The sequence below is a fragment of the Salinarimonas sp. NSM genome, assembly GCF_052380005.1.
Lineage (GTDB): Bacteria > Pseudomonadota > Alphaproteobacteria > Rhizobiales > Beijerinckiaceae > Salinarimonas.
Window position 1 is genome coordinate 70,946 of the sequence record NZ_JBQTCJ010000009.1, and the last position, 21,943, is coordinate 92,888.

A 21,943-nucleotide genomic window follows, 5' to 3' on the forward strand; every position below is an offset into this window, starting at 1 on the left:
CCCGCGTCCCTCAGCCGGCGAACGCGCGCGCGACCGCGTCGCGGTCGAAATCGTGCAGGCCGATGACGACGAGCGACCCCGCGCGCGGCTCGCCCGGCTTCCACGGCCGGTCGTAGCTCTGCGACACCCGCGTGCCGACGCCCTGGACGACGAGGCGCATCGGCTTGCCGGTGACCTCGACGAAGCCCTTGATGCGCAGCACGCCCGCGATCTCGGCGGCCTTCGCCACGCGCCGCATGAGGACCTCGGGGCTCTCGACCGCTGGGACCGGGATGGCCACGCTCTCGAAATCGTCGTGATCGTGCTCGCCCGCGTCGTCGTGGTGCGATGGCCGGGCGGCGAGGTCTCCCTCCGCGGCGGCGCCGAGCCCGATCAGCGCGGCCGGGTCCGCCCGACCGTGGGCGACCTCGAGGATCTCGACGGCGCGGGGCAGGTGCTCGCGGATGTCGGCGGCGACCCGGCGGCGCTCGTCCACCGACATCGCGTCGACCTTGTTGAGCACGACGACGTCGGCGCAGGCGAGCTGGTCCTCGAACACCTCCTCCAGCGGGTTGTCGTGGTCGACAGACGCGTCCCCGGCACGCTGCGCTGCGAGCTTGGCGGGATCGTGCGCGAACAGCCCGGACGCTACGGCGGGACCGTCCACGACGGCGACGACGCCGTCGACCGTCACGCGCGAGCGGATGGCGGGCCAGTTGAAGGCGTTCACCAGCGGCTTGGGCAGCGCGAGGCCCGAGGTCTCGATGAGGATGTGCTCGGGCGGGTTCGCCCGGTCGAGGAGCTTCGTCAGCGCCGGCACGAAGTCGTCGGCGACCGTGCAGCAGATGCAGCCGTTGGGCAGCTCGACGATGTCCTCGGCGGTGCAGCCCGCGATGCCGCAGCCCTCGAGGAACGAGCCGTCGAAGCCGAGATCGCCGAACTCGTTGACGAGGACGGCGATGCGCCGGCCGCCGGCGTTCTCGACGAGGTGGCGCACGAGGGTGGTCTTGCCGGCGCCGAGGAAGCCGGTGAGGACCGTGCAGGGGATCTTCGTCAGTGCTCTGGACAGGCTCGCCATGGGGCGGCTCCTATTCGGCGGCCGCCGGGGCGTCGCCCGGCAGCGGGGGGATGCGGGCGACGACGCCCGTCTTGAAGATCTGCGGGCGCTCGCGCCACGGGACGATCCCGTCGACGCTCGCGGCGTACCTGGCGAGCCCGTCGAGGATCTCGTCGACGTGCGTCGCCGGGTCGAGGTCGCCCCAGACGTAGGTCCAGCGATCCGGCGCGGTCGCCGCGACGGTGCAGGGGCGCTTGCAGACGGAGAGGCACGCGACCGGCTCGAGCCGCACCGGCAGCGGCGCGCCCGCCGCCGCGCGGGCGGTGAGAGCGTCCTCCAGCGCGCGCAGGAGGATCGCGCCGGGCCTGTCCTCCGTCGCGTCCGGCCCGCCTGCCGGACGGCAGGTGGTGCAGACGTGGACGACGATCTCCGCCGGGGGGACGCTCATCGCCGGGCTCAGGCGAAGGCGCCGAGGTTCGTCGCGAGGAAGCCCGCGCCGACGAGGGCCACGGCGAGCCCGGCCAGGCGCGCGGCCGCCGGCGGAGTCGCGGCGATGCCGGCCCAGATGCGCTGCGCGGCGAGCGACACGCCGGCCATGATCGCGCCCTGCACCACGACGAGCCCGCCGAGATAGGCCGCGAGCGGCGTCGTCTCGGCGCCGATGATCGTCTCCGCGAGCACGTGGCCGTGGATCAGGCCGGCGATCGCGAACAGGGTCGCGGCGGCGGCGAGGGGCAGGGTCGGGCGCAGCGCCGCGACGAGGCCGAGCGCGACGAGCGACAGCGAGACGAGCGCCTCGCCGAGCGGCAGGTCGACGGCGGCGGCATGGATGCCGACGCCGGCGACCATCGCCAGCAGCCAGGCGGCGGGGAGCGTGAAGGCCCGCCCGAAGCGCGCCGAGATCAGGCCGACAGCCAGCAGCGCGGCGAGGTGATCGATGCCGATGATCGGATGGCCGAAGCCGGAGAGCAGGCCCTCCGTGAACGTCGCGGGCGTGGTGCCGCCCATCGGATGGTGGGCGAGCGCCGGCGTCGCGGCGAGGAGGCCCGCGGCGATCAGCAGGATACGGGTCTTCGGCGTGCTTCGTCCGGTCATGTCGCTCTCCGTCGGCGCCGGCGGCGCTCGTGCTTCTCGCTTCCACGGAGAGACGCGGCCGGCGGCGGATGCCGATCGACCGGCGAACTCCCCGGCGCACCCCGGCCGGAAAGCCCATGAAAGCCTGCGACGGCAGGTCTCCTGGCTCGCGGGTCGCGGCCCTTGTCGCTCAGCCTTCCCGGGACGGACCCAGTGGACTATGAGAGCGACGGGCTCTCCGCTCACAGTTGCGGGGGCAGCTGCGGTGTCTCACCGCATTCCCTTTTCACCCCGTCGCCGGGGCACCGTCGCCACCATGATTAGCCGTCGCGCCCTCGAACTTCAACGGCCTCGCGCATGACCCCGGAGAAGCCCTTACGGGGCGCCTTGCCCCGCTCGACCTTCGTCCTGGGCGGCGCGCGCTCCGGCAAGAGCCGGCACGCCGAGGCGCTGGTCGAGGCCTGCGCGCCGCCGTGGGTCTACGTGGCGACCGCGCAGGCCTTCGATTCGGAGATGGAGGCGCGCATCGCCGAGCACCGCGCCCGCCGGCCGCAGGGCTGGATCACGCGCGACGCGCCGCTCGACCTGCCGGAGGCGATCCGCGAGGGGCCGGCGGGGGCGCCGATCCTGGTCGACTGCCTGACCCTGTGGGTGACGAACCTGATCCTCGCCGAGCGCGACGTCGCCGCGGCCGGCACGGCGCTCGAGGCCGCCTGCCGGGGCGCGCCGGGGCCGGTCGTGCTCGTGTCGAACGAGGTCGGGCTCGGCATCGTCCCCGACAACGCGCTGGCCCGGCGCTTCCGCGACGAGGCGGGCCGCCTGCACCAGCGGCTCGCCGCCGCGGCGGACGCCGTGACGTTCATGGTGGCGGGCCTGCCGATGCGGGTGAAGTGAGGAGCGGGCGCCGAGCCGTGCGCTGCGCCCCGGCCCGAACAGAGAGAGGCCCCCGGGTCTCCCCGGGGGCCTCCTGATCATCCTCGCGCGGTGCGGGAGGGGCGCCGGGCTCAGAAGCCCATGTCGCCCATGCCACCCATGCCACCCATGCCGCCGCCGCCACCGCCGCCGCCGGCGGACTCGCGCTTGGGCGCCTCGGCGATCATCGCCTCGGTGGTGATCAGCAGGCCCGCCACGGAGGCGGCGTCCTGGAGGGCGGTGCGCACGACCTTGGCCGGGTCGACGATGCCGGCCTGCAGCATGTCGACGTACTCCTCGGTCTGGGCGTTGAAGCCGTAGGTCTCGGAGGCGTTGTCCTGGATCCGGCCGACGACGATCGAGCCCTCGACGCCGGAGTTCTCGGCGATCTGGCGGATCGGCTGCTCGAGCGCGCGCAGCACGATCTTGATGCCGGCGCGGATGTCCGGGTTGTCGGAGGTGAGCTTCTCGACCGCCTTCTTGGCGCGCAGCAGCGCGGTGCCGCCGCCGGGGACGATGCCTTCCTCGACCGCCGCGCGGGTGGCGTTCAGCGCGTCGTCGACGCGGTCCTTCTTCTCCTTGACCTCGACCTCGGTGGCGCCGCCGACGCGGATGACGGCCACGCCGCCCGCGAGCTTGGCGAGACGCTCCTGGAGCTTCTCACGGTCGTAGTCCGAGGAGGTCTCCTCGATCTGCGCCTTGATCTGCTGGACGCGGGCCTCGATGTCGTCCTTCGAGCCGGCGCCGTCGATGATCGTGGTGTTCTCCTTCTCGATGCGCACGCGCTTGGCGCGGCCGAGCATGTCGAGCGTCACGTTCTCGAGCTTGATGCCGAGGTCCTCGGAGACGGCGGTGCCGCCCGTGAGGATGGCGATGTCCTCGAGCATCGCCTTGCGGCGGTCGCCGAAGCCCGGGGCCTTGACGGCCGCGACCTTGAGGCCGCCGCGCAGCTTGTTGACGACGAGCGTGGCGAGCGCCTCGCCCTCGATGTCCTCGGCGACGATCAGCAGCGGCTTGCCCGACTGCACGACCGACTCGAGGATCGGCAGCATCGCCTGGAGCGAGGAGAGCTTCTTCTCGTGGATGAGGATGTAGGGATCGTCGAGCTCGGCGATCATCTTCTCCGCATTCGTGATGAAGTACGGGGAGAGATAGCCGCGGTCGAACTGCATGCCCTCGACGATGTCGACCTCGGTCTCGGCGGTCTTCGCCTCCTCGACCGTGATGACGCCCTCGTTGCCGACCTTCTGCATCGCGTTGGCGATCATCTCGCCGATCAGCGCGTCGCCGTTGGCGGAGATGGTGCCGACCTGGGCGACCTCGCCGGTCGAGGCGACCTTCCGGGCGCGGGCCTGGATGTCCGCGACGGCCGCGGCGGTCGCCATGTCGACGCCGCGCTTGAGGTCCATCGGGTTCATGCCCGCGGCCACCGCCTTGGCGCCCTCCTTGACGATCGACTGGGCGAGAACGGTCGCGGTCGTCGTGCCGTCGCCGGCGAGGTCGTTGGTCTTCGAGGCCACCTCGCGCACCATCTGGGCGCCCATGTTCTCGAACTTGTCGGCGAGCTCGATCTCCTTGGCGACGGTGACGCCGTCCTTGGTGATGCGGGGCGCGCCGAACGACTTCTCGATGACGACGTTGCGGCCCTTCGGGCCGAGCGTCACCTTCACCGCGTCGGCGAGGATGTCGACGCCGCGCAGCATGCGCTCGCGGGCGTCGGCCGAGAATTTCACTTCCTTGGCTGCCATGTGCTCATTTTCCTTGCATGTGCGGCCCTCGGGGCCGGCGCGGAGGCCGGCGCGCGGCGAGGGTCGATCGTTCGGACGGAGTCGACGCGGGTGCCGTCCGCTTACGCGGCGACGACGCCCATGATGTCGCTCTCCTTCATGATCAGGAGATCCTGACCGTCGATGCGCACCTCGGTGCCGGACCACTTGCCGAACAGCACGCGGTCGCCGGCCTTGACGTCCAGCGGCTGGACCTTGCCGGTCTCGTCGCGGGCGCCCGGACCGACCGCCACGATCTCGCCCTCCTGGGGCTTCTCCTTGGCGGTGTCGGGGATGATGATCCCGCCCTTCGTCTTCTCCTCCGCCTCGATACGGCGGACGACGACGCGGTCGTGCAGGGGACGGAAGTTCATGGGGTGGCGTCCTCTATGCAGGCGGGGCGCGGTCGGATAGAACACGCCCGCCGTCAGGGTTGCTCGTGGCTGTTAGCACTCACGCGAAGGGAGTGCCAAAGCATGCCCGCGAGATAGGCGGGATGGGGCGTGCTGTCAAGGACGACGCGCCTATCGCCGCGTCGCCACCACCGCCCCGGCCACGATCAGCCCCGCGCCGGCGAGCGTCGCCCAGCCCGGCACCTCCCCGAACAGCACGAGCCCCAGGGCCGCCGCCCAGACCAGCGCCGTGTAGTCGATCGGCGCGATGCGCGCGGCCTCCGCCGAGCGGAAGGCGCGCGCCAGCAGGAGGTGGCCGCCGACGCCGAGCGTGCCGACGAGGCAGAACAGGAGGGCGAGGTCGCCCGTGAGCGGTTCCCAGACGTAGACCGCGGGGCCCGCGAGCACGAGGGCGGGGAACAGGTGCTGGAGCGCCACGATCGTGACGACCCCGTCGATGCGCGCCCTCGCACGCACCAGCACCATGGCGAGCGCGTAGAACACGGCCGCGGCGAGCCCGGCCGCGACGCCGAGCGGATCGAGCGTCACGCCGGACGCGAAACCGCGAGAGAAGCCTCGAGAGAGGCTTTCCTGGCCGAACACGATCACCAGCATGCCGGCGAAGCCGATGGCGAGCGCCGCGAGCGCGCGGGCGCCGACCCGCTCCTTCAGGATCAGCGCGCCGAACAGCGCCATGAAGCCCGGCGCGAGGAACGACAGCGCCGTCGCCTCCGCGAGCGGCAGCCGGGAGAGGGCGGTGAAGAAGCTCAGGCCCGTCGCCACGACGAGGAGCCCGCGCACGAAATTGATCCGCAGCGTCTCCAGGGTGGGCACCCGCGGGCGTGTCCACGCCACGACCGCCGCGATCGCGAACGCCCCGAAGGCGAAGCGCAGGAACGTCACCTGCACGACCGGCAGGCTCGCGGTCGCGAGCTTCACGGCGGCGTCCATGCCCGACAGGAGCCCGATGCCGAGCACCGCGTCGCGGATCGCGCGGGGGAGGGAGGCGGGGGCCGCGTCGAGGGCCGTGGGGGAGGGCATGGGGAGCGGGGTCCGGTTCGGGGAGACGACGTTCTCGCACGCGCCGGGCCGACGCGGTAGGCCTGCGCGGCCGCTCACGCGGCGATCATTCGCCGCCACCGCTCCGGCGTTATCCCGTAGGCCGCCTTGAACCGCCGGGTCATGTGGCTCTGGTCGGCGAAGCCGGCGGCGAGCGCGGCTTGTGCCAGTGCGGCCTACGCCGGCGCGGTGCCGGCGCGTATCGCGGCGCGGGCTTGCTCCACGCTGGTGGGGGCTGACCGCTCGGGGTGGACACGCCGACGGTGGGCGTGGTGGTCTGGCGGGACGGTGTCCCATCAGGTCTGTGCATTGTCCCTCGCCCCGCTCTTCGCCGCTCCGCCCCTCGTCCAGGTCCACGCCGTCGCGGCCATCGCCGCGCTCCTGCTGGGCGTCTTCCAGCTGCTCCGGCCGAAGGGCGGTGGCGGGCATCGCCTCGTCGGCTGGATCTGGATCTCGCTCATGCTGGTCGTGGCGATCTCGTCCTTCGGGTTCGTCTACGATCCACTGATCGGCCGCTTCTCGTGGATCCACGGCCTGTCGGCCTTCACCGTCGCCATGGTCGCGGTCGGCGCCTGGGAGGCGCGGCGGCACAGGGTGCAGGCGCACCGTACGACGATGCTGATGCTGTTCTGGTTCGCTCTCGTCGTCACCGGTGCCTTCACGCTGCTGCCGGGGCGCATCATGCACGCGGTCGTCTTCGGCGGTTGATCCCGCTTTCGCTCGGCGCGCTCACCCCACCCGCGTCAGCCGCCTGCGGTTGGCGCGCACGCGGCGGCGGTAGAGCCGCACCACGTCCTCGGCGGTGGCGGGGCCGCGGCCGGTGAGGGCGGCGCGGGCGACGAGGTACTGCGCGTCGGCGAGGGCGCCGAGCTTCTCGGGCACCATCAGGCCGGCCTCGCGCGCGGCGGGCAGCGCGCCCGTCGCCATGCCGAAGAGCCTCAGGCCGATGACCGCCTGCGATTCGAGCCCGAGCCGCGTCGAGGCGAGCCAGAGGTCGAGCCACGGGCGCTGGAGGCGTGCGAAGGAGGCGAGGGCGGTGCGGGTCATCGATCGGCCTCTCGGGGGAGCGCGCCGGCGGGCGCGCGGCTTTCCTCAACCCGCGGGGGGCGAGTCTGGTTCTGCCGTCGCGAAGCCTAGCCGTTCCCGCGCCGTCGCGCGAGGCTCATCCGAGCCGGTGTCCCATGCGCCCGGCGAGGTCCTGGATGTACTGCCAGGCCGTGCGCCCCGAGCGCGCGCCGCGCGTCGTCGCCCATTCGAGCGCCTCGCGCCGAACGGCCTCGGGATCGGCCGTCTGGAGCCCGAGCGCGTCGCGATAGCCGAAGACCATGGCGAGGTACTCGTCCTGCGAGCACTTGTGGAAGCCGAGCCAGAGCCCGAACCGGTCCGACAGCGAGACCTTCTCCTCCACCGCCTCCCCGGGGTTGATGGCGGTCGCGCGCTCGTTGTCGACCATGTCGCGCGGCATCAGGTGGCGGCGGTTCGAGGTGGCGTAGAACAGCACGTTCTCGGGCCGCCCCTCGACGCCGCCCTCGAGAACGGCCTTGAGCGCCTTGTAGGACGTGTCGTCGGCGTCGAAGGAGAGGTCGTCGCAGAAGACGAGGAAGCGGTGCGCGTCGTCGCGCACGAGGTTCATCAGGTCGGGCAGGCTCTCGATGTCCTCCCGGTGGATCTCGACGAGCTTGAGCGGCTCGCGGCGTGTCATGCGACGCTCGTTCACCTCGGTGTGGACCGCCTTGACGAGGGAGGACTTGCCCATGCCGCGCGCGCCCCACAGGAGGGCGTTGTTCGCCGGCAGCCCGTCGGCGAAGCGCCGCGTGTTGTCGAGCAGCGTGTCGCGCACCCGGTCGATGCCGTGCAGCAGCGCGATCGGGACGCGGTTGACCTTCGCCACGGGTGCCAGGCGAGTGCGGTCGGGCTTCCAGACGAAGGCGTCCGCGGCCGTCGGGTCGAACGGCGCGGGCGCCGGCGGCGCGAGCCGCTCGAGCGCCTCCGCGATGCGACGGGTGAGGCTCGCGAGCTCTGGTAGGTCTGGCGTGTCGGTCGTCATCCGGATGCGCTCCCCTGGCGCGTTGCGCATCCGGTGCTTAGCCGAGCCCGGGAGCGGGTTCAATTCTCCCGCCCCCGCCGCGGCCGGCGGATCAGCGCTTGCGGAAGTGCAGGACGCCCCAGGAGAGCCAGCCGGAATCCGCCGCCTTCACCCAATTGTCGAGCCCCACCAGCATGCGATCGACGAAGGCGGCCGAGGATACGGCGACGATCTCGTCGTAGCGCGCGCGCAGCTCCTCGCCCACGCGCTCGTAGTGCCGGCGCAGGTTCGGCGTGCGGTCGTCGAGCGACAGCGTCTCGAAGCCGAGCCGCTCGGCGAGCGCGCGGTAGTGGCCGAAGGAGCCGAGGCTGCGCAGGTGGATGCGGTCGTAGACCGGCTGGAGCACGCCCTCGGGGACGTCGTCGGCCTGCATCGGGTCGGTGAAGACGAACTCGCCGCCCGGGCGCAGCACCCGCTTCACCTCCTCAAAGACCCTCTCGCGGTCGCCCGAGTGCAGGATCGCGTCCTGCGACCAGACCACGTCGCAGGAGGCGTCCGGGCGCGGGATGTCCTCGAAGGAGCCGTGCACGACGCTGACCAGCCGCGCGAGCCCCTGGCGGCGGTTGAGGAAGCGGTTGGTGTCGTTCTGCGCCTCCGAGATGTTGAGGCAGACGACGTCGCAGCCGTGCGCCTTGGCGAGATAGCGCGCCGAGCCGCCGTAGCCGGCGCCGATGTCCAGCACGCGGGTGCGCTCGGACAGGCTCGTCAGCCGCTCGGCCATGGCCTCGACGGTGCGCCGGCTGGCGGTGCGGATGTCGGCCGTCTCCTCGTACATGCCGACGTGGATGTCCTCGCCGCCCCAGATGTTGAAGTAGAAATTGTCCGCCTCCGGGCTGTCGTAATAGTCCTCGGTGATCCGGCTCACCGACTTCTCCGCCGCGGACGAGATCGCCGTCGGCGTCGGTGGCGCGTCGGCGCGCAGGAAGGCCTTCTCGGCGACGTGGATGAGGAAGTCCGGCTCGGTGTCCTCGAACGTCTCCTGGAAGTCGCCGTAGGTGCGGATGCGCTGGAAGCCGGCTTCCTCCATCAGGCGGCGCGTGTAGGCCTTGCGCAGCGGGAACATGTTGAGCGTGTACTCGGACGCGTCCGGGAAGGTGTACTTGAAGCGCGCCAGCCCGTCGTCGACGTATTCCGGCTCGGCGCTGACCTTGTCGCCGCAATAGTAGAACTTGTGCTTCGTCGAGAACCCCTGATCGAGGATGGCGTCGTAGTTGCGCTGGTCGAGGATCAGGATGCCGTCGTGCTTGAGCGCGGCGTAGAACTCCGCCAATGCCCGACGCCGGTCGCCCTCGTCGTGGATGTGGGTGAAGGAGTTGCCCAGGCAGATGATGGCGTCGTACTTTCCCTGGATGTCGCGGTTGAGCCAGCGCCAGTCCGCCTGGACGAGCTTGGGGATCATGTCGCGGGCCCTGGCGTTCTCGAAGGCCTGCGCCAGCATCGCGGCCGAGCCGTCGACGGAGGTGACGTCGAAGCCGGCCTGCGCGAGGCGCACGGAGTGGAAGCCGGTGCCGCAGGCGACGTCGAGGATCTTGTGCTTGCCGCGCGAGCGCAGCACGTCGATGAAGAAGTCGCCCTCGCTCTCGGCGCGCGCCTCCCAGTCGATCAGCTCGTCCCACTTCTCGACGAAGCTCTTCACGTACTCGGCCTTGTAGTGGCCGGTCTCGCGCTTGGCGATCGGGTCGTCGCCGTAGAGCTGCTCGTCGGGGACGATGTCCGCGTTGCCGAGCATGCGGGCTGCCGTCGTGCGGGCGTTCATGGCGTCTTCCTTCCGTCGTCGTTCTTCGAGCGGTCGTTCTCGGGGCGGCCGAGATCCACCGCGCCCGCTGCTGCGGACGCGGCCGGACGGCCGTTTGGGGAACGCGGCGTCTGCCGCGCATCGGCGGGTGCGCGTGGCGGCCGGAACGGGCCGATCGAGGCGGGCGACGTGGCCGCGGCGAAGCCACGGACACACTGGTAGGACGACCTCGAGGGAGCCGCCGGACGGCGCCCGCTCGACGGGGCGGCGCGAACCACGCGCTGGACGGATAGGACACTACGCCGCTTCACAGGAATTGTCAGGCTTACATCTGCGATTTCTTTGTGCTATGAGGGACGATCACACAGAATTTGTCGCGCCGCAGCGAAGTCGAGCGCGGAGACGCGCCTTGTGGCGCCGAGGCTGCCGCGAATCCATTACAGAGCAAGCGCTGAAGGAGACTTCGCGCGTTCTCTGCGGATAGCCTGGGGCCGTGATGCGAAGCCGGCGAAAGCGCTTGCCCGGTGCGGCTCTTCTGCGGCATGCGGAGCGTGTTTTCCGGCTCGCGCCGCCCGGCGCGGGCGTCCCCGCGGCCGGGCGCCTGCGACCCGCGCGCGCGGGTCGCGACCCGTCCACCGCGGCGCGGCGCTCGCGAATTGCTTTCGTGCGCTCGGTCGCTATAGTCCGCGCCGCTTTCCGACCTCGTCGAGCGGATGCGTCCCTCCGATCAGCGCCGCCGGCGCGGGCCGCGCCGCGCGCTTCCGAAATGGAGCCAGCGTGCCATGAGTGAACCCAACGTCTTCCTGCAGCTCGTCCCCTTCATCCTCATTTTCGTCATCATGTGGTTCCTGATCATTCGCCCGCAGCAGAAGCGGGTGAAGGCGCATCAGGAGATGGTGAAGGCGCTGCGCCGCGGGGACCAGATCGTCACCTCCGGCGGCATCGTGGGCAAGATCTCCAAGGTCGTCGACGACGCCGAGATCGAGGTCGAGATCGCCGAGGGCGTGCGGGTTCGCATCGTGCGCGGGATGGTGACCGAGGTCCGCTCGAAGAGCGAGCCGGTGAAGATCGACAAGTGAGCGTCGATTCGGCCCGCTGAGGCCGGGCGCCCGGGACCGCCCGTGGGTCCATGCGTCGGCTTCGGGCCTCGGGCGCGAGAGGAAGGTTCGTTCGGGAATGTTGCGCTTCAAGACCTCGACCACGATCGCCATCCTGGCGGCGGTCGCCTTCGGCATGCTGCTGGCCATGCCGAACCTGCTGTCGCAGAGCCAGCGGGACGCGCTCGCGGCGGCGACGCCGAGCTTCGTGCCTTCCTTCCTCGTGCCGACCCAGGGCATCGTGCTCGGGCTCGACCTCCAGGGCGGATCGCACGTCCTGCTCGAGGTGGATGTCGAGGAGCTGATGCGCCGCGAGGCGCAGAACCTGCGCGACCAGGTCCGCCAGACCCTGCGCGAGACCCGCACGCCGCTGGAGGGCGGCATCCAGACGACGACGCAGGGCGTCAGCGTGCGGGTGCCGGACGACGCGGCGCGCGCCCAGCTGCTGCCGCTCTTGGAGGAGCTCGAGGTCCCGCTCGAGAACGCCGCCATCGGCCAGGCGGGCACGGCCGTCGTCGTCACGGAGGGGCCGGGCGGGCTGATCAGCGCGAGCTTCACGGAAGCCGGTGTCGTCGAGCGGGTGTCGCGCGCCGTCACCCAGGCGATCGAGGTGCTGCGCCAGCGCGTCGACGCGCTCGGGACGACGGAGCCCAACATCCAGCGCCAGGGTGAGGACCGCATCCTCGTGCAGGTGCCGGGCCTGCAGGATCCCGAGCGGCTCAAGACCATCCTCGGCGAGACGGCCCAGCTCGAGTTCCGCTTCCTCGCCAACCCCGGCGACAGCGACGTCGAGATGCTGCCCTCCGAGGATCTGGGCGGCGAGCCCGTCGCGGTCGAGCGGCAGATCATCGTGGGCGGCGAGGACCTGATCGACGCCCAGCCCGCCTTCGACCAGCAGACCAACGAGCCGATCGTCAACTTCCGCTTCAACGTCTCCGGCGCGCAGCGCTTCGGCGACGCGACGACGCGCAACGTCGGCCGCCAGCTCGCCATCGTGCTCGACGACCGGGTGATCTCCGCCCCGCGGGTGCAGTCGCCCATCACCGGCGGCTCGGGGCAGATCTCCGGTCAGTTCTCCGTCCAGGAGGCGAACGACCTCTCGGTGCTGCTGCGTGCCGGCGCGCTGCCGGCGCGGCTCACGATCGTCGAGGAGCGCACCGTCGGGCCGGGGCTCGGCGCCGATTCGATCCGCGCGGGCGTCACCGCCGCGATCGTGGGCGCGCTCCTCGTCGTGGTCTTCATGGTCGCGTCCTACGGCTTCTTCGGCGTGCTGGCGACGATCTCGCTCACGGTGAACGTGATCCTGATCCTCGGCCTGCTCTCGGCGCTGGGCGCGACACTGACGCTTCCGGGCATCGCCGGCATCGTGCTGACCATCGGCATGGCGGTCGATTCGAACGTCTTGATCTTCGAGCGCGTGCGCGAGGAGGAACGGCTCGGCCGCTCGGCGGTGTCGTCACTCGACACGGGCTTCTCGCGGGCGCTGGGCACCATCCTCGACGCCAACATCACGACGCTGATCGCCGCTGCGGTGCTGTTCTTCCTCGGCACCGGCCCGGTGCGCGGCTTCGCCGTGACGCTGTCGCTCGGCATCATCACGACCGTCTTCACCGCCTACACCCTCACCCGCCTGATGGTCGCGACCTGGTTCCGGGTCCGCCGGCCCAAGTCGCTCGCGGTTTGAGGAGGAGCACCGGCCATGTGGCTCGTCCGTTACATCCCCGTCGAGACGAAGTACTCCTTCATGCGCTATCGGCGCTGGAGCTTCCCGTTCTCGGCGGCACTCTCGATCCTGTGCGTCGCGGCCTTCTTCGGGCTGGGCATGAACTTCGGCATCGACTTCCGCGGCGGCACGCTCGTCGAGCTGCAGTCGCGCGAGGGGCCGGCGAACATCGCCCAGATCCGCGACGAGGCGAACGCGCTCGGCTTCGGGCAGGTGGAGGTGCAGGAGTTCGGCACCCCGCGCGACGTCTCGCTGCGCGTCCAGGTGCAGGAGGCGCGGGACGGCCTCACCGAGGAGGAGGTCCAGCAGGAGGTCGTCGCCGACCTGCGCGCGGCCTTCGAGGACGACTACACCTTCCGCCGCGTCGAGGTGGTGGGCCCGCGCGTCTCGGGCGAGCTCGTCCAGTCCGGGACGCTCGGCGTCGTGTTCGCGATCTTCGGCGTGCTGGTCTACCTCTGGTTCCGGTTCGAGTGGCACTTCGCGGTGGGTGCCGTCATCGCCACGCTGCACGACCTCGTGCTGACGATCGGCTTCTTCGCCATCACGCAGATCGAGTTCAACATGACCTCGATCGCCGCGATCCTCACCATCCTCGGCTACTCGCTCAACGACACGGTGGTGGTCTACGACCGCATCCGAGAGACGCTGCGCAAGTACAAGCGGCTCACCGTCCACCAGGTGCTCGACGTCGCCATCAACGCCACGCTCTCGCGCACGATCCTGACCGGCGTCACCACCTTCCTGGCGCTGATGGCGCTCGCGATCCTGGGCGGCGAGGTGATCAAGGGCTTCGCCTACGCCATGATCTTCGGCCTCGTGGTCGGCACCTATTCGTCCGTGTTCATCGCCGCGCCGATCCTGATCTATCTCGGCGTGCGCCCGGCGAGCGAGATCGCCGAGGCGGAGGCGGCGGCGCGCGCGCAGCCGGCCGAGTAAGGGGCGCGACGCCATGCCCGCGGACGACCGCCGAGGCGCCTCGCTGCACGACGGCTTCGTCCCCGGTCGCTGGGCGATCGACGCCTACGGAGCGGGCGGCTTCCGCTTCGCCGACATGTCGCATCGCGGCTCGATCCTGGCGCTGCCGTCGGGCGTTCACGCCTGGGACCCGGCGACGCCCGCGGATTTGACGCTCGCCGCCTTCGCCCCAGCTCTTCGGGAGGCGGACGCGATGGAGCTCCTGCTCGTCGGCGTCGGGGCGGATCTCGTGCTCTTGCCGGAGGAGGTCATGTGGGGACTGCGCGAGAGAGGCCTGCGGGTCGAGGTGATGCAGACGGGTGCGGCGGCGCGCACCTATACGATCCTGCTCGGCGAGAGGCGCCGCGTCGGCGCGGCGCTGCTCGCCGTCCCCTGAGGACCGGCCCGCTTCGGATCCCGCGGAGGTCACCATGAGCGCGGACGCGGCCGGGCCTCCGGCCGACGGCGTGCTCCCGGCGGACGCCGCTGCGCACGCGCGCGAATGCGAGCGGATCGTGCGGCGCGACGACCGCGACCGCTGGCTCGCCACGCTCTTCGCCCCCGCCGAGGCCCGCCCCGCGCTCTTCGCCCTCTACGCCTTCGCCGCCGAGGTCGCGCGGGTGCCCGAGCGCGCCCGCGAGCCCCTGCCGGGCGAGATCCGCCTGCAATGGTGGCGCGACGCGCTCGAGGGGACGCGGGCGGAGGAGGCGCGTGCCAACCCCGTCTTCGCGGAGCTGGAGGAGACGATCGCACGCCATCGCCTGCCGCGCGCGCCGCTCGTCGGCCTCGTCGAGGCGCGCATCCACGACCTCTACGACGACCCGATCGCCACCGTGAACGACCTCGAGGGCTACGCGGGCGAGACGTCCTCCGTGCTGATTCGCCTCGCGAGCCTGATCCTGGCCGGCGGCGCCGACCCCGGCCACGCGGACGCGGCAGGGCACGGCGGCGTCGCCTATGCGCTCGCGGGGCTGATGCGCTCGTTCCCCTGGCACGTCCGCGACGGCCGGCTCTACGTGCCGCCGGTCGAGACGCTCGCGCGCCACGGGCTGACCCGCGAGCGCGTGCTGGCGGGGGAGGGCGGCTTGCCGCTCCAGGCGGCGCTGCAAGACATGCGCGCGCTGGCGCGCCGCCACCTCGCCGACGCGAGGGCGGCGCTCGTCGGCGCGCCCCGGTCGATCGCGCCCGCGTTCCTGCCGCTGGCGCTCGTCGAGCCGACCCTGAAGGCGATGGAGCGGCCCGGCTTCGACCCCTACCGCAGCGTCGTCGAGATCCCGCAATGGCGCCGGCAGGTCGCGCTGTGGTGGGCGTCGCGGCGCATGTGAGGTCCGCGCCTCACGCGGCGGGGAAGCGCGTCGTCGCGACGAGGACGATGGCGACGAGGAGCACGGCGCCGGCGCCCCGCGCCACCAGCCGACGGCGGCGCGGGCTTCCGACCCAGCGCCGGCTGCCGGCATCCGCGAAGAGGCCGGCGGCGAAGTAGAGGACGAGGCACAGCCCGCTCGTCGTCGCCCCGAGCAGCAGCGCCTGGCTCCACAGCGGCCCCTGCGCGAGAGCCGTGCGCTGGCGCCCCTGTTCGCGCCCGATTGACGTCGGCGCTCACGCCGCCACGGCCGCCGCCGACGGTCGGCGACAGAAGGTCTCGCGGATGATGCGGGCGAGGTCGTCGACGGCGCGCATGCCGTGGTCGCGGCGCTGGTAGAGGCTCACGGACAGCGGCGGCACCGGCGGCAGGCCGCAGTCCGGCGGCAGGATCTCGAGGTTGGACGGCACGGCCGAGGCGAGCATCGTCGTCACGCCGAGGTCGCTCTGCACCGTGGCGTTGAGCGCGTCGACGTTGGCGATCTCGACGACGGGGCGCCAATCGACGTCCGCGGCGCGCAGCGCGGCGAGCGTCGGCGGGCGGATCGAGCAGGTCTCCGAGCCGATGGAGATCGGCACCGGCCGCTGCAGCCACGCGTCCCCGCCGCGGGCGCCGACCCAGACGAGGCGGTCGACCATCAGCGTCTCGCCGTGCGGCTCGGTCGCCACCTCCTCGACGATGCCGAGATCGATCTCGCCGCGCTCGACGGCCTCCCTGATCTCCCGCGAGGCGTGGCTGAACAGGCGCACGCGTACGCGTGGGCAGCAGCGCGCGAAGCGCTTGAGCACGGGTGCCGCGTAGCCGGGCACGAGATCGTAGGGGAAGCCGAGGCGGATCTCGCCGGTCTCGACGGGGGCGGTCATCTCCGCCCAGATCTGGTCGTTCATGGCGAGGAGGCGCTTGGCGAGGCCCAGCAGGCGCTCGCCCTGCGCGGTCAGGGCGAGGCCGCGGCGCTCGCGCTCGAACAGCAGGCCGCCGAAGCTCTCCTCGAGCCGCTTGATCTGCTGGCTCACGGCCGCCTGCGTGAGGTTGAGCACGCCCGCCGCCGCGGTCATGCCGCCGGTCTCGGCGACGGCGACGAAGGCGCGCAGCAAGGCGGTGTCGAGGTTGCGGGCCATGACGCGCTCCGGGATAATGGGTCGTTATCATGTGCATCATGACCATTCGTTTCCATGATGCAAGCGCCTTCGCTAGCCTTTCCTCATCGCCGCACGGGCGAGCCAGAGGAGACGAGCCATGTCCGCAACCTGCCTGTCACATACCTGCTCGGATCGCGTGCAGACGAGCGTGCCCTTGGTGCCCCGCCGGCTGCGCGGGGAGCCGGGCCTGCTCGCCGGCCTGATCGCCCGCATGTTCCGGGAGATCCGGCTGCGCCGGGCCGCGCGCACGCTCGAGGCGATGCCCGATCATCTGCTCTCGGACATCGGCCTCGCCCGCGGGGACATCCCGGATGCCATTCGCAACGGTCGCGCCTGGCGCGAGGATCGCCGCTGAGGCGTTCCCCGCGCAGGTCGCGGCGATCGGCTCGTGGAGCGGGCGCCAGCGCGCGAACCCTCGCGCGGGGCACCGCGTTCCCGATCGTCGCCGCAGCGATGCGGCCTCACGAGGGAGGCTCTGCATGCCCGCCAAGTCGAAGAAGCAGCAGATGGCCGCTGGTGCGGCGCTCTCCGCAAAGCGGGGAGAGAAGAAGAAGTCCGAGCTCCAGGGCGCCTCCAAGTCGATGGTCAATTCGATGAGCGAGCAGGAGCTCGAGAAGATGGCCCACACCGACCGCAAGAACCTGCCGGAGAAGGCCTCCGAGGACTGACGGTCGCGCGCCGGCGATGCGCAAACGGAAAGGGCGGCCCTCAGGCCGCCCTCGCACGCATCATCATGACCCTGCGCGGACGCGGGATCAGGCTTCCTCGCCCGTCTGCGGCGCGTCCTCGTCGGAGCCCCCACGGCCCGGGCGCTCGTACTCCTCGAGCGCGGCGCCGACCTCGAGGCCGAGCTCGTCGAGATCGAGCTCCTCGCGGGCGAAGACGTCCTCGCCGCGGGCCTGGCGCTCGGCCTCGTCGGGCGAGCGGGCGACGTTGACGGTCACCTTGGCCTCGACCTCCGGGTGGAGGAGGATCGCGACCTTGTGCAGGCCGAGCGTCTTGATCGGCTGCGAGAGCTGGATCTGCTGGCGCGAGACCGTGAAGCCGGCGCCCGTGATCACGTCGGCGAGGTCGCGGGTGGCCACCGAGCCGTAGAGCACGCCGGACTCGCCCGCCGAGCGGATGAGCACGAAGCTCTCGCCGTCGAGCTTGGCGTTGACCTCCTCGGCCTCCTTGCGGCGCTCGAGGTTGCGGGCCTCGAGCTGGGCGCGCTGCTGCTCGAAGCGGGACTTGTTGTCCGCCGTGGCGCGCAGCGCCTTGCCCTGCGCGAGCAGGTAGTTGCGGGCGTAGCCGTCGCGCACGCGCACGGTCTGGCCCATCTGGCCGAGCTTGGGAACGCGCTCGAGAAGGATGACTTCCATCGGTCTCACTCCTTGGGAGGTTTTCTGACGATCGTGGGCGGGCCGCCCGAGAACCAGCGCCGGCGCAGCCGGAACGCGCTGTCGGCGATGCCGATCAGCAGCATCGCGATGAGGATCAGCCCCTGGCTGAACAGGATCAGCAGGTAGGTGCCGAAGAGCAGGAAGCCGCGGCCGGGACGCCCGCGGCTGATGTCGTGGATCGCCGCGAGGCCCTGCAGCGCGAAGGCCATGACGAAGGCCCCCGTCAGCGCGGCTGCGAAGACGCCGACGAAGCCTCCGACGAGGTTCGCGACGAGGACCGCGCCGAGGAAGGCGAAGACCGACGCGCGCGGCATCAGGGTGGAGGGGATGTCGGGCCACGGCCGGGCGAGGCGCCCGGAGATCTGCACGATCTTGGCGCCGAGCCAGAGGTAGAGCACCAGGATGACGGTGAAGCCCTGCGCCGCGAACACCGGCGCGAGCTCCGCGATCGTGCCGGCGAGCGCGTCGGGATCGACGCCCTCGGCGCCCGAAAGGGACGGGTCGGCGGCGAAGAACGTGGCCGTCGCCTCGCGCACGCGCTCCTGGTAGGTGGCGTAGTCGAAGTCGGGGACGGCGGCGGCGGCGACGAAGGTCAGCGCGGCGACGGCGGCGATCCACGCCAGCAGCCGGCCGAGCGGATACCATTCCATCGTGCCGTCGGCATTCGCGCGGCCCAGCAGCGCGAGATAGGCGAGCCACCAGGCGGGCAGGCCGCTCGCGAGCGCGAAGCCCAGCCCGGAAACCGGCTCCAGCGCGATCGCGAGCGCGATGCCGCCGACCACGGCGCCGACGAGGCCTGCGCGGTGGTCCCAGCCGAGCGCGGCGACGAGGATCGGGATCGGCGCGAGCAGGTACAGGAGCAGCGCGATGGCGCTGCCCTGGATCACCGTCGCGGTGAGCAGCGCGGAGACGAGCCCGGCGCCGATGCCGATGGGGATGAAATGATGCACGTCGCTGTCCCGTCGCGGTGTCGCGAGGTTAGGGACGGCTCGAAGGCCCGACACCGGGCCCGGCCGCCCCAGCGCGCCCGGCGCGGACGCCGGGCGAGGGGGGTCATGCGCCTCGAGAAGCGCTCACTTGATCACGAAGGGGATCAGGCCGAGGATGCGCGCGCGCTTGATCGCCTGGGCGAGCTCGCGCTGCTTCTTGGCCGACACCGCCGTGATGCGGGAGGGGACGATCTTGCCGCGCTCCGACACGTAGCGCGAGAGCAGCTTGACGTCCTTGTAGTCGATCTTCGGCGCGTTGGCGCCCGAGAACGGGCACGTCTTGCGACGGCGGAAGAAGGGGCGACGGCCCCCGGCAGCACCACCGGCCATGATCAGCTCTCCTCGCCCTGGGTCGTCGTCTCCTCGTCGCGCCGGCGGCGCTCGCCGCCGAACCGCTCGCCGCGATCGCGATCACCGCGCTCGCCACGATCCCGGTCGCCGCGCGGGCCGCGGTCCCCACGCTCCCCGCGATCGTCACGGTCGCGCTTCTGCATCATGGCGGAGGGCTCGGGATCGAGGGCCTCGACCTTGATGGTCATGAAGCGCAGGACGTCCTCGGAGAGGCGCATCTGACGCTCCATCTCCGCCACCGCAGGGTGCGGCGCGTCGATGTTGAGGAGGGTGAAGTGGGCCTTGCGGCTCTTCTTGATGCGGTAGGCGAGGGTCTTGAGCCCCCAGGGCTCCACCTTCTCGACCTTGCCGCCGTTGCCCTCGATGATCCCCTTGAAGGTCTCGACCATCGATTCGACCTGCTGGCTCGTCACGTCGGGACGTGCCAGGAAGACGTGCTCGTACAATGCCATCTGTGGCCTTTCTCTCGTTCTCGCGCGTCCGATCGGCGCCAAGCCCTCCGAGCCTGCCTAAGGCCCAAAGCGATTGTTCGAAGGCGGAGACACGGGACGACGGGGCACCTGCACCCCTGCCGCCGACGCCGAGTGGACGCGAGCGACCGTCCGTTCAGCCCCCGGCCGGAGCGAACGCGAGGCGGCGGGCATACGCCAACCGGGCGCGGTTTGCAAGGCCTGCGACCGGCCCGCTCGACCGGTGCATCGGTTTTGACGTGAACCATCCTCCCGCCTAGAGTGCGGCATGACCGCGACGCAGATGATCGACAAGCCCGCGCCCGCTTCCGGCGAGACGCCCGACGCCCTGCGCGTCTGGCTGCGGTTCGTGCGGCTGCAGCAGCGGCTTTCGAACGGCATCGCCGCGGAGCTGCGCGGGATCGGGCTGTCGATCCCGCAGTTCGACCTGATCTCGACACTCTCCGAGCGGGAGGGAATCACCCAGGGCGAGCTGGCGCAGCGCCTCTACGTCACGAAGGGGAATGTCTCGGGCCTCGTCGACCGGCTGGTCGAAGCCGAGCTCGTTGAGCGGCGGCCGATCCCCGGGGACCGGCGCTCGCACGCGCTCCACCTGACGCCCGCCGGGCGTGCGCGGGCGACCGAAGGCATCGCCGCGCAGCGTGCCTTCGTCGCGCGTACGCTGGGGTGCCTGCCCGACGAGGACGTGGCGGAGCTCGACCGCATCCTGCGCGCCTGGCGCGACGTCGCCCGCGAGACGCTCTGAAGGCGGGGGCGAGGGAACGGGAGCGATGCCGGGCACGTTCGACGCGATCGCCTTCGCGGGCGGGGGCAACCGCTGCTACTGGCAGGGCGGGTTCTGGGACGTCGCCGGCCCGGCGCTCGGCGCACCCGCGCTCGCGGTGGGCGTGAGCGCGGGCGCCTGGGCCGCCTGCTACTCGATGCTCGGTTTCGGCGAGAGCGTGCGTACGATGGTCGTCGAGGGCTGCTCGCGGGGCGCGCCGAACCTCGACTTTTCGGCGCTCCGCCGTGGCGAGCCGGCGTTCCCGGTGCGCGCCATGTACACCGAGCTCCTGACCGAGATCCTCGACACGAACGCCTTCGCGCGGCTGACGGCCGAGGAGGCGCCCGACGTGCTGATCGCCGTCGCGCGCCCGCCGCGCCGGCTGCCGCTGTCGCTGGCGGTGCCGCTCGGCATGCTCGTCTACCAGCTCGAGAAGGCGGTCGCCAAGCCGGTCCACCCGCGCGGCGGGCGCTGGCTCGGCTTCCGCTCCGAGTTCGTGCGCGTGCGCGATCTCGAAAGCCCGCAGGCGCTCGTGGCCGCGCTGCTCGCGAGCGCGAGCGTCCCGCCGATCATGCCGGTCGGCCTCGTCGCCGGCGCGCCGGCGCTCGACGGCGGGCTCGTCGACAACGTGCCGGTGGAGCCGCTCACCGCGGTGGAGGCGCGCGGCGGGCGCACGCTCGTGCTCGTCACGCGACGCTACGCGCGGCTCCCGCAGGTGCCGGGGCGCACCTATGTTCAGCCGTCGCGGCGCATCGCGGTGGGCCAGTTCGACGTGACGCGCCCCGAGGCGATCGAGGAGACGTATGCGCTCGGGCGCGCGGACGGCGCGGCCTTCGTCGCCGGGCTGCGGGCCGGGGAGGGCGCGCACGCCGCCGGGTGAGGCCGGGCAGGGGCGAGGGGCGGCGTCGAGCGGCGAGCGGGAACTCGTCGGGGCGGCGCGCTTTGGCAGGCCTGATCCCGAGATGAACTCTTCCCGAGAGACATGGAGCCTCCCATGCCCGCCCGCCGCCTGCTCCTCGCCGCGCTCCTCGCCGGCGCCGCGCCGCTCGCCGCCGCGCCCACGCTCGCCCAGGACGCGAGGCCGCTGCAGGACCTCGGGGGTGCGATCTCCGACGCCGCCTCCGCGCTCGAGGACGCCGGCGAGAACGCGCTCCTGGTGCGCGACCTGCTCGGCATGGAGCTGGCGGAGCCCTCCGGCGAGACGGCGGGCACCGTGCGTGACTTCGTCGTCGTCCCGGGCGGGCGCCTCGTCGCGGCGCTGGTCGAGACGCCGGACGGCGCACGGGTGCCGGTGCCCTTCCCGGCGATCAAGCTCGCGGATCGGGGCGAGACGGCTCGGGCGACCCTCTCCCGGCCGCTGTCGGAGGTGACCGCGAGCGACGGGTTCGAGGTCCTCGAGGAGGCGATGCCGGAAGGGACGGACGGCTGAGACCGCGCCGCCACGGCCGACCGCGGGTGCCCGCGCACGCGGGCACGCCACGTGAACAACCCCCTTGAATCGTGGATCGAACGCGGCTAAGCGGGCGGCCACGTCGCCCGAAGCCGCGCGAGCGCGCGCGTGCGCAGGGCACATCGAGCGCACGTCAGGAAGAGAGCGATGGCCAAGGCGAAATTCGAGCGTACCAAGCCGCACTGCAACATCGGGACGATCG

Annotated in this window: 27 protein-coding genes and 1 riboswitch; of the genes, 12 read left to right on the forward strand and 15 right to left on the reverse strand. The window is 71.9% G+C overall.

All coding sequences use genetic code 11. The annotated features are described in order from the left end of the window. Positions 1-10 precede the first annotated feature (10 nt). The 3 genes from cobW to ACTZWW_RS05935 are packed head-to-tail and all read right to left on the reverse strand — an operon-like array spanning position 11 to position 2,131. The gene (cobW, locus tag ACTZWW_RS05925) at positions 11-1,057 is read right to left on the reverse strand and encodes a cobalamin biosynthesis protein CobW (RefSeq protein WP_444780019.1); all 1,047 of its coding nucleotides are present in this window, start codon (positions 1,055-1,057) and stop codon (positions 11-13) included. Between the two features lie 10 nt (positions 1,058-1,067). After that, positions 1,068-1,484 (reverse strand): DUF1636 family protein, encoded by a 417-nt coding sequence (locus tag ACTZWW_RS05930; RefSeq protein WP_444780020.1) that lies wholly within the window; start codon positions 1,482-1,484, stop codon positions 1,068-1,070. 8 nt (positions 1,485-1,492) lie between these two features. Then, positions 1,493-2,131: a HupE/UreJ family protein gene (locus tag ACTZWW_RS05935; protein WP_444780021.1), complete on the reverse strand. Its 639-nt coding sequence runs from the start codon at positions 2,129-2,131 to the stop codon at positions 1,493-1,495. Between the two features lie 114 nt (positions 2,132-2,245). After that, positions 2,246-2,435, reverse strand: a riboswitch (cobalamin riboswitch). A 32-nt stretch (positions 2,436-2,467) separates the two neighbouring features. On the opposite strand from ACTZWW_RS05935, the gene cobU reads away from it, so the two are divergent. Then, positions 2,468-3,004 (forward strand): bifunctional adenosylcobinamide kinase/adenosylcobinamide-phosphate guanylyltransferase, encoded by a 537-nt coding sequence (gene cobU / locus ACTZWW_RS05940; protein ID WP_444780022.1) that lies wholly within the window; start codon positions 2,468-2,470, stop codon positions 3,002-3,004. 110 nt (positions 3,005-3,114) lie between these two features. Here cobU and groL read toward each other — a convergent pair whose 3' ends face one another. The 4 genes from groL to ACTZWW_RS05960 form a co-directional block, all read right to left on the reverse strand. Next, positions 3,115-4,770, reverse strand: a complete 1,656-nt coding sequence (gene groL, locus ACTZWW_RS05945) for a chaperonin GroEL (RefSeq protein ID WP_444780023.1) — start codon at positions 4,768-4,770, stop codon at positions 3,115-3,117. Between the two features lie 101 nt (positions 4,771-4,871). Next, entirely contained in the window at positions 4,872-5,162 is a 291-nt protein-coding gene (gene groES / locus ACTZWW_RS05950; protein WP_029031320.1) for a co-chaperone GroES, read from the reverse strand. A gap of 150 nt (positions 5,163-5,312) precedes the next feature. Next, positions 5,313-6,221, reverse strand: a complete 909-nt coding sequence (locus ACTZWW_RS05955) for a DMT family transporter (protein ID WP_444780024.1) — start codon at positions 6,219-6,221, stop codon at positions 5,313-5,315. 74 nt (positions 6,222-6,295) lie between these two features. Then, a complete protein-coding gene (locus ACTZWW_RS05960; RefSeq protein WP_444780045.1) occupies positions 6,296-6,409 on the reverse strand; it encodes a helix-turn-helix transcriptional regulator in 114 nt (37 codons plus the stop codon). 139 nt (positions 6,410-6,548) lie between these two features. Here ACTZWW_RS05960 and ACTZWW_RS05965 point away from each other — a divergent pair, with 139 nt between their 5' ends. Beyond that, positions 6,549-6,947: a DUF2306 domain-containing protein gene (locus tag ACTZWW_RS05965; protein ID WP_444780025.1), complete on the forward strand. Its 399-nt coding sequence runs from the start codon at positions 6,549-6,551 to the stop codon at positions 6,945-6,947. Between the two features lie 21 nt (positions 6,948-6,968). Here the strand turns inward: ACTZWW_RS05965 and ACTZWW_RS05970 are convergent, their stop codons facing one another. From ACTZWW_RS05970 to ACTZWW_RS05980, 3 genes are all read right to left on the reverse strand, one after another. Continuing rightward, a complete protein-coding gene (locus ACTZWW_RS05970; protein WP_444780026.1) occupies positions 6,969-7,286 on the reverse strand; it encodes a hypothetical protein in 318 nt (105 codons plus the stop codon). A gap of 115 nt (positions 7,287-7,401) precedes the next feature. Continuing rightward, entirely contained in the window at positions 7,402-8,286 is an 885-nt protein-coding gene (locus ACTZWW_RS05975; protein WP_444780027.1) for an ATP-binding protein, read from the reverse strand. Positions 8,287-8,377: 91 nt separating this feature from the next. Beyond that, entirely contained in the window at positions 8,378-10,081 is a 1,704-nt protein-coding gene (locus ACTZWW_RS05980) for a glycine/sarcosine N-methyltransferase (protein WP_444780028.1), read from the reverse strand. Between the two features lie 761 nt (positions 10,082-10,842). Here ACTZWW_RS05980 and yajC point away from each other — a divergent pair. The 5 genes from yajC to ACTZWW_RS06005 all read left to right on the forward strand — a co-directional run bounded on the left by yajC (position 10,843) and on the right by ACTZWW_RS06005 (position 15,159). After that, positions 10,843-11,139: a preprotein translocase subunit YajC gene (yajC, locus tag ACTZWW_RS05985; protein ID WP_372426049.1), complete on the forward strand. Its 297-nt coding sequence runs from the start codon at positions 10,843-10,845 to the stop codon at positions 11,137-11,139. Positions 11,140-11,236: 97 nt separating this feature from the next. After that, a complete protein-coding gene (gene secD, locus ACTZWW_RS05990) occupies positions 11,237-12,841 on the forward strand; it encodes a protein translocase subunit SecD (RefSeq protein WP_444780029.1) in 1,605 nt (534 codons plus the stop codon). Between the two features lie 15 nt (positions 12,842-12,856). After that, positions 12,857-13,816: a protein translocase subunit SecF gene (secF, locus tag ACTZWW_RS05995; protein WP_444780030.1), complete on the forward strand. Its 960-nt coding sequence runs from the start codon at positions 12,857-12,859 to the stop codon at positions 13,814-13,816. 13 nt (positions 13,817-13,829) lie between these two features. After that, complete coding sequence (locus ACTZWW_RS06000) at positions 13,830-14,231, forward strand: Mth938-like domain-containing protein (protein ID WP_444780031.1); 402 nt, start codon at positions 13,830-13,832, stop codon at positions 14,229-14,231. Between the two features lie 34 nt (positions 14,232-14,265). Beyond that, entirely contained in the window at positions 14,266-15,159 is an 894-nt protein-coding gene (locus ACTZWW_RS06005; RefSeq protein WP_444780032.1) for a phytoene/squalene synthase family protein, read from the forward strand. Positions 15,160-15,433: 274 nt separating this feature from the next. Here the strand turns inward: ACTZWW_RS06005 and ACTZWW_RS06010 are convergent, their stop codons facing one another. Further along, entirely contained in the window at positions 15,434-16,315 is an 882-nt protein-coding gene (locus ACTZWW_RS06010) for a LysR family transcriptional regulator (RefSeq protein ID WP_444780033.1), read from the reverse strand. 118 nt (positions 16,316-16,433) lie between these two features. Here ACTZWW_RS06010 and ACTZWW_RS06015 point away from each other — a divergent pair, with 118 nt between their 5' ends. Together ACTZWW_RS06015 and ACTZWW_RS06020 are read left to right on the forward strand one after the other, a co-directional pair. After that, positions 16,434-16,691 carry a DUF1127 domain-containing protein gene (locus ACTZWW_RS06015; RefSeq protein ID WP_444780034.1) on the forward strand — a complete coding sequence of 86 codons (258 nt, stop codon included), beginning with the start codon at positions 16,434-16,436 and terminating at the stop codon, positions 16,689-16,691. Positions 16,692-16,815: 124 nt separating this feature from the next. Beyond that, a complete protein-coding gene (locus ACTZWW_RS06020; RefSeq protein ID WP_444780035.1) occupies positions 16,816-17,004 on the forward strand; it encodes a DUF3008 family protein in 189 nt (62 codons plus the stop codon). 87 nt (positions 17,005-17,091) lie between these two features. Here the strand turns inward: ACTZWW_RS06020 and rplI are convergent, their stop codons facing one another. From rplI to rpsF, 4 genes are all read right to left on the reverse strand, one after another. Beyond that, the gene (gene rplI, locus ACTZWW_RS06025; RefSeq protein ID WP_444780036.1) at positions 17,092-17,697 is read right to left on the reverse strand and encodes a 50S ribosomal protein L9; all 606 of its coding nucleotides are present in this window, start codon (positions 17,695-17,697) and stop codon (positions 17,092-17,094) included. Positions 17,698-17,702: 5 nt separating this feature from the next. After that, a complete protein-coding gene (locus tag ACTZWW_RS06030) occupies positions 17,703-18,668 on the reverse strand; it encodes a DUF2232 domain-containing protein (RefSeq protein WP_444780037.1) in 966 nt (321 codons plus the stop codon). Positions 18,669-18,791: 123 nt separating this feature from the next. Beyond that, entirely contained in the window at positions 18,792-19,037 is a 246-nt protein-coding gene (gene rpsR / locus ACTZWW_RS06035) for a 30S ribosomal protein S18 (protein WP_029032376.1), read from the reverse strand. 2 nt (positions 19,038-19,039) lie between these two features. Beyond that, positions 19,040-19,510: a 30S ribosomal protein S6 gene (gene rpsF, locus ACTZWW_RS06040; protein WP_444780038.1), complete on the reverse strand. Its 471-nt coding sequence runs from the start codon at positions 19,508-19,510 to the stop codon at positions 19,040-19,042. Between the two features lie 286 nt (positions 19,511-19,796). On the opposite strand from rpsF, the gene ACTZWW_RS06045 reads away from it, so the two are divergent. The 3 genes from ACTZWW_RS06045 to ACTZWW_RS06055 all read left to right on the forward strand — a co-directional run bounded on the left by ACTZWW_RS06045 (position 19,797) and on the right by ACTZWW_RS06055 (position 21,720). Further along, positions 19,797-20,273, forward strand: coding sequence for a MarR family winged helix-turn-helix transcriptional regulator (locus ACTZWW_RS06045; protein ID WP_444780039.1), 477 nt, complete (start codon positions 19,797-19,799; stop codon positions 20,271-20,273). 25 nt (positions 20,274-20,298) lie between these two features. After that, positions 20,299-21,171, forward strand: coding sequence for a patatin-like phospholipase family protein (locus ACTZWW_RS06050; RefSeq protein WP_444780040.1), 873 nt, complete (start codon positions 20,299-20,301; stop codon positions 21,169-21,171). Positions 21,172-21,285: 114 nt separating this feature from the next. Continuing rightward, positions 21,286-21,720, forward strand: a complete 435-nt coding sequence (locus tag ACTZWW_RS06055; RefSeq protein WP_444780041.1) for a PRC-barrel domain-containing protein — start codon at positions 21,286-21,288, stop codon at positions 21,718-21,720. Positions 21,721-21,943: the final 223 nt, after the last annotated feature.